The sequence below is a fragment of the Staphylococcus sp. NWU MK-U1 genome (assembly GCF_033283505.1).
GTDB lineage: Bacteria > Bacillota > Bacilli > Staphylococcales > Staphylococcaceae > Staphylococcus > Staphylococcus haemolyticus.
This window is the reverse complement of record NZ_JAVSMG010000001.1, coordinates 478700-493829: the sequence shown is the minus strand read 5'-3', so window position 1 is coordinate 493829 and position 15130 is coordinate 478700. Positions and strand designations below refer to the sequence as shown.

The window sequence follows — 15130 nt, the reverse complement described above, 5'->3', positions numbered from 1 at the left end:
GGAGGCTTTTGATGAGCTTAGTATATTTATTAGGTGGACTAATAGTTATTATGCTAATCGTCTTAATGACGCTGTTTATTAAGTCATTGAGACGGTTCGCTGGATATATTGCTTTGTTAGCACCTATTTTAGCTTCGGGATATTTCTTAGCCCAAATTCCTAATGTTCTACATGGAAAATTTGTAGAATTTAAAATTCCATGGATGCCCGCTATTGATGTTAATCTGGATTTTCGATTAGATGGTCTAGGATTAATGTTTGGATTAATTATCTCCATTATAGGGGTGGCAGTATTCTTCTATGCTACTCAGTATTTATCTGTTAATAGAGATAACTTACCGCGTTTCTTCTTATATTTATTGTTATTCATGTTTAGTATGTTGGGTATTGTAGTCTCAAATAACACTATCTTAATGTATGTTTTCTGGGAATTAACAAGTGTATCGTCATTCTTATTAATTTCATACTGGTATAGCAATGCCGAAAGTCAATTAGGCGCCATTCAGTCATTTATTATCACTGTTTTAGGTGGTTTAGCCTTATTAACAGGATTCATTATGTTGTATATCATTACTGGTACAAATACGATTTCAGAATTACTTACTCAAAGTCATAGCATTAGTGAACATGCTCTATTTATACCAATGATGATAATGTTGTTAATAGGTGCATTTACGAAATCAGCTCAATTTCCATTCCATATTTGGCTACCTAAAGCCATGGCTGCACCAACCCCTGTAAGTGCCTATTTACACTCAGCTACTATGGTTAAAGCTGGTATCTTTTTACTATTTAAATTCACGCCTATCTTAGGTTTAAGTGATAGTTATATTTATATTGTTACTTTTGTAGGTTTGATTACAATGATATTTGGCTCTGTAACGGCCTTAAGACAATATGATTTAAAAGGTATATTAGCGTATTCAACAATTAGCCAATTAGGAATGATAATGTCGATGGTTGGTCTAGGTGGAGGTATTGCGCAACATTCATCAGGTCCAATGGCAGAGACGTATACATTAATTTTATTCGCCGGTTTATTCCATTTAATGAATCACGCAATATTTAAATGTGCTTTATTTATGGGTGTCGGAATCATTGATCATGAAGCTGGTACGAGAGATATTCGCCGATTAAGTGGAATGCGTAAATTCTTCCCGAAAATGAATTTAGTTATGACACTTGCTGCGTTATCAATGGCAGGTGTGCCGTTGTTAAATGGTTTCTTAAGTAAAGAGATGTTCTTCGATTCTTTAGTTAGCGCAATCGAACTTCAACAATTTGGTTTAACGTTAACGATTATTGTTGTAGCTATTGGTGTTATAGCAAGTATCTTTACTTTTGTGTATGCAGTTTACATGCTTAAAGAAACTTATTGGGGAGAATTTGACGAAAAGAAAGTGCCAAAGAAACATATTCATGAACCTTGGTTGTTCAGTTTACCTGCAATAATCTTAATGGTTATGATACCAATCATTTTCTTTATTCCCAACATTTTCACTGAGCATTTAGTATTGCCGGCACTACGAAATGTTACCAATTTGGGTAGTAGCGTAGATGCAATAGCACCGCATGTTTCTCAATGGCATGGTGTTAATTTGCCACTCATTTTTAGTGTGATTGTTATTATAGTTGGTCTCATTTTAGCGTTAAAAGTAAACTGGAAAGCTATTACGCATCAAGTCATTAAATATGCTTCTATTACAAATTCTTATCGCAATGTGTATCGAGGATTTGAACGTTATTCAGGTCAAATGATTCGAGGTTTAATGAATAATAGATTAAACCATTATAATATTATAACGGTTCTTATTTTCTCTATATTAATTGCATATGGCATATTCCAAGTAGGTTTGCCAAAGTTACATCAAATAGAAGTTTCAGAATTTGGTCCATTGGAAGTTATTTTAGGCATTATGATTAGTGTTGTCGGTATAGCGTTAGTGTTTATTCGACAACGTTTAACAATGGTCATTTTAAATGGCATTATTGGTTACAGTGTTGCATTATTCTTCTTATTAATGAGAGCACCAGATTTAGCGTTAACTCAATTAGTAGTAGAAACAATTACGACCATTCTCTTTATTGTAAGTTTCTCTAGATTGCCAAATATCGCTCGTACAACAGCGAACATGAAAAAAGAAACAATCAAAATTATCGTATCATTTATTATGGCTGGAGCCGTAGTAACGCTCATATTTATTGCGCAACAAGGTGATGGTCTAGAGTCAATTTCTAAATATTATACGAATGCCTATGAATTGACTGGTGGTAAAAATATTGTAAATGCTATTTTAGGAGATTTCAGAGCCTTAGATACAATGTTTGAAGGTATCGTCTTAATTATTGCCGGTTTAGGTATTTATACATTATTACATTACAAAGATAGGAGGGGCCAAGATGAAAGAAAATGATGTTGTGTTAAGAACCGTTACTAAAATCGTCGTATTTATTTTATTAACATTCGGCTTTTATGTCTTCTTTGCGGGACATAATAATCCTGGTGGCGGTTTTATAGGTGGTCTTATCTTTAGTTCGGCCTTTATCCTAATGTTCCTAGCTTTTGATGTACATGAAGTATTAGAAAGTTTACCTATTGATTTTAAAAAGTTAATGATTGTTGGTGCCATAATCTCAGCACTTACTGCAATCGTTCCAGTTTTCTTTGGTAAATCGTTCCTATACCAAAGTGAAGCATACATTCATTTTCCATTATTAGGTGAATTACATGTAACGACAATTACATTGTTTGAATTAGGTATACTGTTAACAGTTGTCGGCGTCATCGTAACAATTATGTTGGCCTTGAGTGGTGGTAAATCATGAATTTAATATTATTACTTGTGATAGGATTTTTAGTATTTATAGGAACGTACATGATACTATCACTCAACTTAATTCGAATTGTTATAGGTATTTCGATTTATACGCATGCGGGAAATTTAATTATTATGAGTATGGGTCATTATAGTAATAAAATGACGGAACCTTTAATCCACGGCTCTAATACTAATTATGTGGATCCATTATTGCAGGCTATTGTTTTAACTGCGATCGTTATCGGTTTTGCAATGACTGCCTTCTTACTAGTATTAGTTTATCGAACATACCGTGTTACTAAAGAAGCAAATATTGATGTATTAAGAGGAGAGGAGGATGAAAATGAACAGTAATTTATTAGTCCTTCCAATCCTATTACCATTGTTATGTGCATTAGTCCTTGTTTTTACTAAAGAAAAGAACAGGCTATCTAAAATTTTGTACATAGGAACAATGTCTGTTAATACAATTATTTCATTATGTTTATTGATATACGTCTTACAACATAAACCTATCACGCTTGATTTTGGTGGTTGGGCAGCACCTTATGGTATCCAATTCTTAGGTGATTCACTGAGTTTAGTTATGGTTACAGTGGCGTCATTTGTTGTGACACTCATTATGTCATACGGATTTGGTCGTGGGGAAGATGGTGTTAATCGATACTACTTGCCTACTTTCATCTTATTCTTAACAACAGGCGTTATTGGCTCTTTCTTAACATCTGATTTATTTAACCTGTATGTTATGTTTGAAATCATGTTACTAGCTTCATTTGTATTAGTAACGTTAGGACAATCTGTCGAACAATTAAGAGCAGCCATTATTTATGTCGTACTGAATATCGTAGGATCATGGTTATTCTTGCTAGGTATTGGTTTATTATACAAGACGGTTGGAACATTAAACTTCTCACAAGTTGCTTTACGCTTAGATCAAATCCATGATAATAAAGCGATTATTATTATTTCAATTGTATTTATAGTGGCCTTTGGTTCGAAAGCTGCCTTAGTACTATTTATGTGGTTGCCTAAAGCTTATGCAGTGCTTAACACTGAACTTGCCGCTTTATTTGCAGCGTTAATGACGAAGGTAGGTGCATATGCACTCATTCGTTTCTTTACACTTCTATTTGATCAACATACGGGTGTGACACATCCATTGTTAGTATTTATGTCATGTATCACAATGCTTATAGGCGCTTTCGGTGTTATTGCATATCGTGATATTAAGAAAGTGGCTTCATATCAAGTTATATTATCGATAGGTTTTGTCATTTTAGGTCTAGGTTCCAATACCTTTGCAGGTGTACATGGTGCAATCTTCTATCTAGCGAATGACATTATTGTGAAGACAATGTTGTTCTTTATTATAGGTAGTTTAGTTTATATGTCTGGTTACCGCGAATATAAATATTTATGTGGATTAGCTAAGAAAGAACCATTCTTTGGTGTTGCATTTGTTGTTATGATATTTGCGATTGGAGGCGTACCGCCATTTAGTGGTTTCCCAGGAAAAGTACTCATCTTCCAAGGTGCGATTGAAAATGGTAACTACATTGGCTTAGCATTAATGATTATCACAAGTCTATTAGCAATGTATAGTCTGTTTAGAATTTTATTTATTATGTACTTTGGAGACAATGATGGTGAACAGGTTGATTTCAATCCGCTACCTAAGCACCGTAAAACGATTCTGGGTATTTTAGTTGCAGTCGTACTTGCAATGGGTATTGCAGCGCCAGTTGTGATGAATGCTACTGAAAATGCAACAAAATTGAATATGGATGATAATTATTTCCATAGCATTGTCAATTCACATTTGAAGGAGGGGAATAAATGAGACAAGTTGTATTGAACATATTAATCGCATTTTTATGGGTACTGTTTCAAGATGAAGACTCATTTCAATTCTCTACCTTCGTATCTGGCTTCATCATTGGTTTGATAGTAATTTATATATTACATCGTTTCTTTGGGCAAGCTTTTTATCCTAAGAAGATATGGATTGCTATTAAGTTCTTAGGCGTGTATTTATACCAATTAATTACTTCTAGTATTAGTATTATTAATTACATTCTATTTAAAACGAGACATATGAACCCAGGGTTATTAACATATGAAACGAATTTAAAAAATGATTGGGCAATTACGTTTTTAACTATTCTAATCATTATTACGCCTGGTTCAACAGTTATTCGTATTTCGAAGACTACCAATAAATTCTTTATACACAGTATAGATGTTTCAGAAAAAGAAAAAGAAAGTCTGCTTAAAAGCATAAAACAATATGAAAACTTGATTACGGAGGTGTCACAATGATTGAAACGCTCACGAATTTTTTTATTACAAGTGCATTAGTATTATTTGGCATAGCGTTCATAATTGGATTATTCCGTTTAATCAAAGGACCTACTACAGCTGATAGGGTTGTGGCATTCGATGCTTCCAGTGCTGTCATCATGTGCATTATAGGTATAGTTAGTGTTATTTATAATACTGTTTCATTCCTTGATTCCATAATGCTTGTTGCAATTATTTCATTTGTAAGTTCTGTATCTATTTCTAGATTTATAGGGGGAGGTCGAGTATTCAATGGCACAAATAAACGAAATCATTGATTTGATTGCCGCTTTCCTCATATTTCTAGGCAGTATTATTGCCGTCATTAGTGCAATTGGAATTGTAAAATTTCAAGATGTCTTTTTACGAAGTCATGCATCTACCAAGAGTTCTACGCTATCTGTCTTACTAACATTAGTGGGTGTATTAATTTACTTTACGAATGAACAAAGCTTCTTTAGTGTTAGATTATTATTATCAATTGTTTTTATTAATTTAACATCACCGGTAGGTATGCATTTAGTTGCCAGAGCAGCCTATCGTACAGGTGCATACATGTATCGTAAAGATGATGCACCAAGTCGATCTTCCATTTTATTAAGTTCTAAAGAATACAATTCTACAGAAGAACTTAAAAATCGAGCTCGAATTCGAGAAGAGCGTCGTGAAAAAATTTATTACGATGTTCAGAAGCAGCGACAGAAAGAAAAAGAAAAACAGCAAGAAGAAAATATCGAAAGTTTATCAGAAGCTAGAAGAGAAACTAAAGATTGATTAAATCAATGAGATTGAACATGAATGAGTAATAGTTAAGACTACTACTTTGAAATGCTCAATCTCATTTTTTTAAATTTATATAAGAAACTAGTGTCATTAACACGGTCAATATACTTAAATAAATGTAAAGAAGTAGGAAAGGTATGGGTGACGTCGCGATTATAAAATAAATAACCAATAAAAAGATTGGCGTTACTAAACTAAGTAATAAAAATAACAAGTCCATATAAGACCAGTGTTTAGTTGTAAAAAGATAAAAGATTTCTAAAAGCCATATAATCGGAAATAAAACTGGGTACGCAATTATAGATGGGACAAACACAACCATTTGTGCCAATGCATTCTCGCCTTCAAGTTCAGACAATGGTGGCAGAAATAATGTCCAAAAGAACAAGGTTGCAATCATTAGTAAAAAAGAGCATATAAGAAGAACTAATTTAAATTTATTCATAATAAATGACCTCTATATAATATGACATGGATTTGATTCTAATTCGTATCTATTTCTTTAGATAAACTTTTATGCATCGTGTTACTACTATCTGAAAGGTGTCTTGTAATATTCTCCCTGTCTTTTTGGGGGCGATTTTGACTCAATTTGTATGAAGCTTCAATTTTGTTAACCTTAACTTTAAAACCAACAATGCCGTGAATTTGTTGCTTAGTTTGGGCAGAAATATTATTCCATGTTGCGCCATTATCACGATGTTGTTCATATTTATACAGCAACTTGGATAAATCAGTGATAAGCGTTTCTTCATCTAATAACTCACCACAGCCATAAGCATGTACACTTTGATAATCCCATGTTGGTACATCCTCTGTTTCATACCAAGTAGATGAAATATAGGCGTGCGGACCGTGAAATATCATAAGTATATCTTCATTATTTTTAATCGATATCCATTGCTTATTTTTCTTAGAAAAGTGCCCAGACACATATAAATGATTATCGTGTTCCTCGACGATAACAGGTAAATGCGTGGCTATAGGTACAGAATTGTCAGTAGTGATAATGGTAATGAAATTATGTTCTATCATAAAGTGCTTAATTTGTTTGAAGTCCTTCATTTCATAATATTTAGGAACATACATTCTTTACACCCCTTATTTAAGATAATAAGTATATTAAAAGTAGACAGTTGTATTTTTATATTATTTGTTGAATCATACCCTATTTCTAATGATTTAAGTAAATTCATGAGAAAAAATTAGTGAAACAATTAAAGAGATAGAAGGGGAAATGTAAAAAGAAGAGGGTTCAGAACAAGGTTGATTAAATAAAAAGAGGAGGGAGTTGGACAGAATGTTTAGATTCATTGCCTTACTCCCTCACATCTACTTAATTTGCGTTAACTTAATAAATAAACTAAATTGTTGCTTGTTTACGTTTTGAATAAATGAGATTAACAATTAGCCATACGATTTGTATCAAGAATGGAATTAGATATGCTAATCCCAATACAGCAATATTAATCCATTTGACTTCGGTAGTTTGTATGACACCTGCTGCATCTACAGATCGTTGCCAAAGTAAAAATGCAAATCCAAAAAAACTTAAAACTTCAAACACACTTATTATCCACCAAAAAATCCATGAAATTTTCATGATATCCTCCTATGAATGTAAGACTCAACTAAAGGATAACATACACGTTTAAACATAAAGTTTTCTCAGTATAAATATTAGTTTAAAATGATCGCTAGTTACTTATATTCCTTTAAATAAGTTATAAGCAATTCCTTATAGTAATCGATAAAACGAAGATATTTCTCTTTTTCGACATATTCATTTATTTGATGAGGTACTGTTCCTGGTCCAAACATTAGGAAAGAAAAGTGTTCATCTTTATCGCGCAATAAATTGGAAGCATCTGTTACACCAACGGTTGGTGATGCGACAATATCCTCTCCAAATATTTGTTTAGCTACGCGTTGCCCAATCTTAATTAATGGATTATCTCCAGTTGTTAATACTGGATCTAAATCTAAGTATAAATCTTCTTCTAACTGTCCGCCTTGCTTATTAACTTCTTCCAAATACGTTTTGAATAGTGATTTAACTTTTTCGTTATCATATTCTGGAATCGTTCTAATATTAAATTCAGCAGTTGCAGTATCAGGAACTGAATTGACTTGGTTCCCACCATGTAAAATAGTATTGCTAATGACAAGTCCAGAAATCACACGTTCAACTTCTTCTTCATCTAGATTGTTTTCTTGTTGTAACTGTGATTGAATGCGTTTGATAAGATGTGAGAAATCTAGCTTTTCGCTTTTTAATTCTTTCGAAATACGTTCATATTCTGTATCGATATCTTGTATAAATTGAATTAATGGTTTAATTGCATTAAATCCTACGACAGGTACAGAGCTGTGTGCGGCTTTTCCTTTAGAAGTGATTTTATAATCCATTGATCCTTTATGAGCATAAACAATATTTGTTTCAGATGGTTCGGCAATTATCAAAGCATCAACATTATTCATATAACCTTTCTTATACAATTGTGCGGAACCAAGTTGTTCCTTTTCTTCGCCGGCAGTTGCCATAAATTTTATCGTACCATGAGGTAGTGCATCGTTCTCTTTCAACTCAATCATCGTAATAGCTAAAGCCATAAGTCCAGATTTCATGTCTGAGGTACCACGACCGAATAATCGATTATCTTTTTCAGTCATTTGAAATGGTGGATAGTCCCAATCGTTTTGATCACCTTCCGATACAACATCCATGTGACCTGAAATTGCTACAACTGGACTACCACTGCCGATTGTAGCAATTAAGTTAGCACGTTTACCTTCAATAACATCAATTTCTGCGTTAATATGATGCGCTTCAAATAAGTTCTTCAAATAAGTTGCAACTTCAATTTCATTATCATTCACCGAATTAATTTCTACGATATCTGACAATAATTTGAGTTTTTCCTTTTCTGAAAATGTATTCATAACTTTAACTCCTTAAAATAGAATTATTATACAGTTAAAATTTTAGTAAAGATTAAAAATACGTCAACTGTAGTTATTTCTAATTTAGAACGTAGCAATTAAATCGATGATGATACGTCCGTCATCATGCCACATTATTGCTGATTAGTATTTGAAGTCATCTTGTGTATAAGAAAGTCTGACATCACCATAAGACCAAACATAATGATTAAACTCATGGTTACATCGCTAGTAAAATGCGCACCGATTCGAATTCGGCTTAATGCCATTAATACACTATAAAATAGACCAATTGCGAACATAATTTTTCGTGAGCGAAGCTTATGGAAATAGAAAGCTAAAAACATGAGAAAGGCACCATTACCCGTATGTCCTGATGGGAATGAACTATGCCCTGTATTGCCATTAATGGTAAGCCAATTGGTAAAATGTGCCCCTTTGTCGCTAAGTTCATATGGTCTAACACGTCCCCATAATTCTTTCATATTGTCAACAAGTTCTAAGCCGATAAATAGTACGATAAAGCTGATAAGTGACACTTTAAATAATCTAGTTAATTCAGCAGTATTTGTGTTTTTTAACCAAAAATAATAACAAACAAATGCGATTATTAATAAAAAGATTAGTGATATAAACATACTCCAACCTAAGGGTAAAGCGGTACCTGCATTTCCTTCATTATTTGCCATACCCATAGGCTTATGGTGCTTTATATTATTTGATGTTGATAATATGTATTGAACAGTTTCTGATACTAGTGCGTTCGTTTTAATTAATGTGAATACAGCGGTCATAACTAAGATGATTATCTTAGCAAATCGATGATTAAACGTTGTGAATACATAATAATTTAATATAATAACAGAAATAATGAGTACTAACGTAGGCGGGAATAACCCATAATTTTGAAAGAGTGTGCCAAATAAATCATTTTGATTCATCAATGCATTTGATATCGCTTGATCTGAGACTGTTGCAATCAACATAATTAAGAGTAAAATGCCTAATACTGTCACAGTAAGTCTTTTTGAAATAATCATGTATAATCCTCCTAAAATGTTTTCAATTAAAGCACCCGATTGTTTAAAACGGAATGATTTCATTTTGAACATTTCTAACTAAAGCATAGTAATGAATGTTTAATTCAATGTTAGGGGATAGTAAAAATTTTATTAAAATCTAAATGGAAGTCTTATTTGCTATAAAGGTGATTGTTATAAGTGATCAAACAAATGAATGGTTAGAAGTAGATTGGAATGCTATCAATTTAATAAAAATGGATTAGAAATGAATGCAAGTTAGTTAATTCATTGTAACTTTAATGGTAAAATTATAATTAACCGATTGTGAGTTTAAGATGTATTTATCAGGATATAAATAGACATAAAACTTATTTTTATATTAGGCAAGTCTTATTTCTCCAATTAAATATGAAGTATAAAATGGGGTGGAAGTTTGGAAATATTTGAAACGATTCTCATATTTCTAGCCGTAGTTATTGTAAGCTCCTTTGTTCATACTTTTTTACCCAAAGTGCCTCTGGCATTCATTCAAATTGCTTTAGGAATGCTCCTCTTTTTAACGCCAGTACCTGTAGAATTTAACTTCGATTCAGAACTCTTTATGGTAGCAACGATTGCACCGTTACTTTTTGTGGAAGGTGTTAACGTTTCGAGAGCTCATTTACGTCGTTATATTAAACCAGTGATGTTAATGGCTTTAGGACTCGTTATTACAACTGTTATTGGTGTGGGTCTATTTATTCATTGGATTTGGCCGACACTTCCTATTGGTGCAGCTTTTGCCGTAGCCGCAATATTATGTCCAACTGATGCTGTGGCAGTGCAAGCTATTACAAAAGGTAAGGTTTTACCTAAAGGTGCTATGACTATCCTTGAAGGTGAATCGTTACTTAATGATGCAGCAGGTATCATCTCATTCAAAATAGCGGTAGGTGTTTTAATTACTGGTTCATTCTCATTATTTGAAGCGGTGCAACAATTTCTAATCGCGTCAATCGGTGGTGCGATTATTGGTTTACTTATTGGTATTGCGCTTGTTAGATTCCGTTTAACACTTACAAGACGTGGCATAGAAAACATTAATATGTTTACCTTTTTACAACTATTAACGCCATTTGTTACTTATCTTGTTGCTGAAATGTTTCATGCGTCAGGTATTATTGCTGCCGTTGTAGCAGGTTTAGTACATGGTTTTGAACGTGATCGTATCGCCCAAACTCGTACTCGACTTCAAATGAGTTACAATCACACTTGGAACATTCTAGGATATGCATTGAATGGTTTTGTTTTTTCAATATTAGGATTTTTAGTTCCAGAAGTAATTGGAAATATTGTAAAAACTGAACCACACAATTTATTGTTCTTAGTTGTGATAACAGCACTCGTTGCGTTAGCGGTATACTTATTTAGATTTATATGGGTGTATGTGCTCTATCCTCTATTCTATTTATCTGTCAGTCCTTTCCAAAAATTAATGAATGAAGAAGGAGAAGACAAGAAGAAAGAGAAACCACCTAAACGAAGCATGTATGCGCTTATCATGACACTATGTGGCGTGCACGGAACTATTTCGTTAGCAATCGCATTAACATTACCATACTTTTTAGCAGATCATCATGCGTTTACATATCGTAATGATTTACTATTTATTTCATCAGGTATGGTTATTATAAGTCTTGTGATTGCACAAATTGTATTGCCGTTTGTAACATCTAGTGCACCTAAGGCTAAGATTGGAAGTATGAATTTTAAAGAAGCTAGAATATATATTCTTGAACATGTCATAGATTACTTGAATCATCATTCATCATTTGAAACAAGTTATCGTTATGGTAATGTCATTAAAGAATATCACGATAAATTAACGTTCTTGAAATCTGTTGAAAAGGATGATGAGAACTCAAAAGAACTCGAAAGATTACAGAGTTTAGCTTTTAAGGTTGAAACGAAAACACTAGAACGACTTGCCGATGATGGTGAAATAACTGCGAGTGTATTAGAAAACTACATGCGTTATGCAGAACGTACACAAGTGTATCGTCAAGCGTCATTGATACGTCGTATGATTGTTGGTGCGAGAGCTGTACTATTAAAACGTCGTATACGTACACGTACCAATGCGGCATCATCATTAAGTGTTACTGATAACTTAATGGAACTTTCTAAAATCAATAAGATTGTTCATTATAATGTTGTGAGTCGTCTTGTAGATGAAGCGAATGAAGATAACAAATTAGAAGTTGGTATGATTTGTGACGGTTATCTTATGAGAATAGATAACTTATCGCCATCTAATTTCTTTAATACGCGTGCCGAAGATTCAATTACGAAGATAAAATTAAATGCTTTAAGAGAACAACGTCGTGTTTTATCTAGTTTAACTGACGATGGAGAGATTACTGAAAGTACGGCATTGAAATTAAGAGAAGCGATAAACTATGATGAAATGGTTATCGTTGATAGCTTAACTGACTAACTTAATAAATATGATTGAAGATATAATAGAGTGTGGTCGGGATAATGAATTCAAATAGAATTCTATCCTAGCCTCACTTTTTTTATTAAGGTACAGTTTGTTTAAATAAGGTGAATAACATTCGTTATCAATTCATGATACAATAAAGTGAATGTATGGGTGAGGTGAAATGATGTTAACTGAAGAAAAAGAGGATTATCTAAAAGCAATATTAGCCAATGATGGAGATACATCCTTTGTCTCAAATAAAAAGTTATCTCAGTACTTAAATATAAAACCTCCTTCAGTTAGTGAAATGGTTGGACGCTTGGAAAAAGCTGGTTATGTTGAAACGAAACACTATAAAGGTGTGAAACTCTCAGATGAGGGCTTGAAACATACGTTGGATATCATTAAGCGTCACCGCCTGTTGGAGTTATTTTTAATAGAAGTTTTACAATATAATTGGGAAGAAGTCCATCAAGAAGCAGAAATCTTAGAACATCGCATTTCAGATTTATTTGTAGAACGCTTGGATAAGATACTTGATTATCCTGAAACATGTCCACACGGAGGTATTATCCCCAGAAATCAGCATTTTGAAGAGAAATTCACGGTATCTTTATTAGAATTTGAACCTGGTGATAAAGTGACGATTAAGCGAGTACGTGATAAGACTGAATTACTTGTTTATCTCTCAAGCAAAGACATATCGATTGGGAATGCAGTTGAAATAATGACGAAGGATGATACTAATAAAGTCATTATCGTTAAACGTAACGATGTTATTACGATTTTAAGTTATGATAACGCGATGAATATCTTCGCGGAACGTGCATAAATAGAAATAAAAAATCTCCAATAAGGACAATGTGATGTTAAATCCTTATTGGAAATTATTTTATGGAAAGTCATCGATTAAAGTATGAATTGAAACATGAGATAAATCGCGAATAGATTAATCGCAATCCAAATTGTGCTATATATGATAGTTGGAATGTGTGTGATTTCTGATAAAGTACTTCCATCCCAACTAGGTCTTGGTCTTTGAAAAGTAAGCTTGAATATCGTCCAACTTGATTGGAGTACTTCGCCAAGTAATACGCCTAAGATAAGATGGTAAAGTAAAACAACTAAGTAATAGAACATCATTTGATTATCATGTTGTACTAAAAAATATAACAATGCAATAAGTATGATAAGCACCACAATAGGTGACAGTTTACGCGAAGTAAGTACTAAATAATAGATAAAAATAAAAATATAGGACACGAGAAAGAGACTTGGATGACCATAATGTGCAACACTGATACCAATTAGTAGCATGATAGGTGGCATAACATAACCACCTAAAGTAGTAATGAATTGCCCAATCAGACCTTTAGATTGAGTGATAGCATAACCTTGTTGCATCGTTTGAAGTCGTTCCGAAGGCCGTGTGACGATGACTAAATCTTTTGCGCGACCACCACTAAGTTTATTAAACAATACATGACCGAATTCATGTGTGAGAACTGGGATATAATTGAGATAGACATCTAAATATTGATTTATTTGACGATGTCTATTTTGGTGAATCATAATATAAATAATCGCAATAATAATGATTAAGTATATATTTAACGTAATGATTGTTGTAAAGAAATTTTCTAAATAGACCATAGTTGACCTCGCCTGGATAAGGATTATAGTATCTATTATAAGTCAAAAGAGGTGCGTTGGCGTTTGGACTTTAGCCTTATTTTCTAGAAACTTGAAATGTAACGTAAAGATGAGTTAGCTTTTTCTAAAATTTGTAAAAAGAAATTAGTATGTATTTTTGTTATATTTTCATATAATAGATGCATATGAAATTGTATGGACAGTAAGGAGAATGCTTAAATGCATAATCAAAAAGAAACAACAAACAAAGTAGATATTTTAGGTGTTCAATTTGACAATGTAACTATGATTGAGATGATTGAGTACGTTAAGTCATTTTTCGCTCAAGATGCTAAAGACAATTTATTTATCGTGACTGCTAATCCTGAAATTGTTGATTATGCAACGGAACACGTGAGTTATAAACAGCTGATTAATAGTGCGGATTATGTCGTTCCAGATGGTACAGGTGTCATTAAAGCTTCTAATCGTTTGAAAACACCATTAAAGAGACGTGTGCCTGGAATTGAATTGATGGATCATTGTTTGAAAATCGCACATACGAATTACCAAAAGGTTTATTTACTTGGAGCAAAAAGTGAAGTTATAGAACTGGCATGTGATAATTTACGTCATAAATATCCTCAAGCTGAATTTGATTATCACCATGGCTATATTAACTTAAATGATGAAACAGTTATCAAACGTATCCAGCGTTTTAATCCTGATTATATTTTTGTGGGAATGGGTTTTCCTAAACAAGAAGAATGGATTCAAAAGTATCGTCACATATTCAATCAAACAGTATTGATGGGCGTTGGAGGATCATTTGAAATATTTAGTGGTACTAAAAAGCGTGCACCAAAATTATTTATCAAACTCAATATCGAATGGGTTTATCGTTTGTTAATAGATTGGAAGCGTATTGGACGTTTAAGTAGTATACCTAAATTTATGTTTAAAGTATTTAAAGTAGAAAGAAAAATGAAAAAGAAAAAATAGGAGAAGATGGTCAGGGGTTACCATCTTCTCCTATTTTGTTTAAGGGGGAGAACAATTCATCATCACATTTGAACAGGGATAATATGTGATGATGACTATTTTTGTGATTGCAAATCATGTTA

At 32.9% G+C, this 15130-nt stretch carries 15 protein-coding genes; 10 read left to right on the top strand and 5 right to left on the bottom strand.

The window, feature by feature from the left end:
- Positions 1 to 11 precede the first annotated feature (11 nt).
- The 7 genes from SBL16_RS02505 to SBL16_RS02475 are packed head-to-tail and all read left to right on the top strand — an operon-like array spanning position 12 to position 5936.
- Entirely contained in the window at positions 12 to 2414 is a 2403-nt protein-coding gene (locus SBL16_RS02505; protein ID WP_107613336.1) for a DUF4040 family protein, read from the top strand.
- Complete coding sequence (mnhB2, locus tag SBL16_RS02500) at positions 2401 to 2826, top strand: Na+/H+ antiporter Mnh2 subunit B (RefSeq protein ID WP_011276533.1); 426 nt, start codon at positions 2401 to 2403, stop codon at positions 2824 to 2826. The genes SBL16_RS02505 and mnhB2 overlap by 14 nt, the downstream gene beginning before the upstream one ends.
- Complete coding sequence (mnhC2, locus tag SBL16_RS02495; protein ID WP_011276532.1) at positions 2823 to 3173, top strand: Na+/H+ antiporter Mnh2 subunit C; 351 nt, start codon at positions 2823 to 2825, stop codon at positions 3171 to 3173. The genes mnhB2 and mnhC2 overlap by 4 nt, the downstream gene beginning before the upstream one ends.
- Entirely contained in the window at positions 3163 to 4662 is a 1500-nt protein-coding gene (gene mnhD2 / locus SBL16_RS02490) for a Na+/H+ antiporter Mnh2 subunit D (protein ID WP_107611936.1), read from the top strand. The genes mnhC2 and mnhD2 overlap by 11 nt, the downstream gene beginning before the upstream one ends.
- Positions 4659 to 5141: a Na+/H+ antiporter Mnh2 subunit E gene (mnhE2, locus tag SBL16_RS02485; protein WP_011276530.1), complete on the top strand. Its 483-nt coding sequence runs from the start codon at positions 4659 to 4661 to the stop codon at positions 5139 to 5141. Before mnhD2 ends, mnhE2 begins: the two co-directional genes overlap by 4 nt.
- Positions 5138 to 5440 (top strand): Na+/H+ antiporter Mnh2 subunit F, encoded by a 303-nt coding sequence (mnhF2, locus tag SBL16_RS02480; protein WP_011276529.1) that lies wholly within the window; start codon positions 5138 to 5140, stop codon positions 5438 to 5440. The genes mnhE2 and mnhF2 overlap by 4 nt, the downstream gene beginning before the upstream one ends.
- Complete coding sequence (locus SBL16_RS02475; RefSeq protein WP_053017178.1) at positions 5415 to 5936, top strand: Na+/H+ antiporter subunit G; 522 nt, start codon at positions 5415 to 5417, stop codon at positions 5934 to 5936. Before mnhF2 ends, SBL16_RS02475 begins: the two co-directional genes overlap by 26 nt.
- Before the next feature lie 492 nt (positions 5937 to 6428).
- Here SBL16_RS02475 and SBL16_RS02470 read toward each other — a convergent pair whose 3' ends face one another.
- The 4 genes from SBL16_RS02470 to SBL16_RS02455 all read right to left on the bottom strand — a co-directional run bounded on the left by SBL16_RS02470 (position 6429) and on the right by SBL16_RS02455 (position 9928).
- Positions 6429 to 7034 carry an FMN-binding negative transcriptional regulator gene (locus SBL16_RS02470; RefSeq protein ID WP_107611938.1) on the bottom strand — a complete coding sequence of 202 codons (606 nt, stop codon included), beginning with the start codon at positions 7032 to 7034 and terminating at the stop codon, positions 6429 to 6431.
- Between the two features lie 274 nt (positions 7035 to 7308).
- Positions 7309 to 7548, bottom strand: coding sequence for a DUF3923 family protein (locus SBL16_RS02465; protein ID WP_053017181.1), 240 nt, complete (start codon positions 7546 to 7548; stop codon positions 7309 to 7311).
- Between the two features lie 98 nt (positions 7549 to 7646).
- On the bottom strand, positions 7647 to 8888 hold the full coding sequence (locus tag SBL16_RS02460) for an ArgE/DapE family deacylase (RefSeq protein ID WP_107611939.1): 1242 nt from the start codon (positions 8886 to 8888) through the stop codon (positions 7647 to 7649).
- 134 nt (positions 8889 to 9022) lie between these two features.
- Positions 9023 to 9928: a phosphatase PAP2 family protein gene (locus SBL16_RS02455; RefSeq protein ID WP_107611940.1), complete on the bottom strand. Its 906-nt coding sequence runs from the start codon at positions 9926 to 9928 to the stop codon at positions 9023 to 9025.
- A 415-nt stretch (positions 9929 to 10343) separates the two neighbouring features.
- Here SBL16_RS02455 and SBL16_RS02450 point away from each other — a divergent pair, with 415 nt between their 5' ends.
- Together SBL16_RS02450 and SBL16_RS02445 are read left to right on the top strand one after the other, a co-directional pair.
- Positions 10344 to 12386 (top strand): cation:proton antiporter, encoded by a 2043-nt coding sequence (locus tag SBL16_RS02450; protein ID WP_053018616.1) that lies wholly within the window; start codon positions 10344 to 10346, stop codon positions 12384 to 12386.
- A 172-nt stretch (positions 12387 to 12558) separates the two neighbouring features.
- Entirely contained in the window at positions 12559 to 13206 is a 648-nt protein-coding gene (locus SBL16_RS02445) for a metal-dependent transcriptional regulator (RefSeq protein ID WP_107613339.1), read from the top strand.
- A 77-nt stretch (positions 13207 to 13283) separates the two neighbouring features.
- On the opposite strand, the gene SBL16_RS02440 is transcribed toward SBL16_RS02445, so the two are convergent.
- On the bottom strand, positions 13284 to 14027 hold the full coding sequence (locus tag SBL16_RS02440; protein ID WP_107611942.1) for a M50 family metallopeptidase: 744 nt from the start codon (positions 14025 to 14027) through the stop codon (positions 13284 to 13286).
- A gap of 219 nt (positions 14028 to 14246) precedes the next feature.
- Here SBL16_RS02440 and tarA point away from each other — a divergent pair, with 219 nt between their 5' ends.
- Positions 14247 to 15008, top strand: coding sequence for an N-acetylglucosaminyldiphosphoundecaprenol N-acetyl-beta-D-mannosaminyltransferase TarA (tarA, locus tag SBL16_RS02435; protein ID WP_107611943.1), 762 nt, complete (start codon positions 14247 to 14249; stop codon positions 15006 to 15008).
- Positions 15009 to 15130: the final 122 nt, after the last annotated feature.

Excerpts from the sequence above, each read along its gene's own strand:
- SBL16_RS02440 (WP_107611942.1), bottom strand. The coding sequence starts at position 14,027 with ATGGTCTATTTAGAAAATTTCTTTACAACAATCATTACGTTAAATATA.
- mnhD2 (WP_107611936.1), top strand. The coding sequence starts at position 3,163 with ATGAACAGTAATTTATTAGTCCTTCCAATCCTATTACCATTGTTATGT.
- SBL16_RS02455 (WP_107611940.1), bottom strand. The coding sequence starts at position 9,928 with ATGATTATTTCAAAAAGACTTACTGTGACAGTATTAGGCATTTTACTC.
- SBL16_RS02475 (WP_053017178.1), top strand. The coding sequence starts at position 5,415 with ATGGCACAAATAAACGAAATCATTGATTTGATTGCCGCTTTCCTCATA.
- mnhB2 (WP_011276533.1), top strand. The coding sequence starts at position 2,401 with ATGAAAGAAAATGATGTTGTGTTAAGAACCGTTACTAAAATCGTCGTA.
- SBL16_RS02460 (WP_107611939.1), bottom strand. The coding sequence starts at position 8,888 with ATGAATACATTTTCAGAAAAGGAAAAACTCAAATTATTGTCAGATATC.
- mnhE2 (WP_011276530.1), top strand. The coding sequence starts at position 4,659 with ATGAGACAAGTTGTATTGAACATATTAATCGCATTTTTATGGGTACTG.
- mnhF2 (WP_011276529.1), top strand. The coding sequence starts at position 5,138 with ATGATTGAAACGCTCACGAATTTTTTTATTACAAGTGCATTAGTATTA.
- SBL16_RS02465 (WP_053017181.1), bottom strand. The coding sequence starts at position 7,548 with ATGAAAATTTCATGGATTTTTTGGTGGATAATAAGTGTGTTTGAAGTT.
- SBL16_RS02445 (WP_107613339.1), top strand. The coding sequence starts at position 12,559 with ATGTTAACTGAAGAAAAAGAGGATTATCTAAAAGCAATATTAGCCAAT.
- SBL16_RS02505 (WP_107613336.1), top strand. The coding sequence starts at position 12 with ATGAGCTTAGTATATTTATTAGGTGGACTAATAGTTATTATGCTAATC.
- tarA (WP_107611943.1), top strand. The coding sequence starts at position 14,247 with ATGCATAATCAAAAAGAAACAACAAACAAAGTAGATATTTTAGGTGTT.
- SBL16_RS02470 (WP_107611938.1), bottom strand. The coding sequence starts at position 7,034 with ATGTATGTTCCTAAATATTATGAAATGAAGGACTTCAAACAAATTAAG.
- mnhC2 (WP_011276532.1), top strand. The coding sequence starts at position 2,823 with ATGAATTTAATATTATTACTTGTGATAGGATTTTTAGTATTTATAGGA.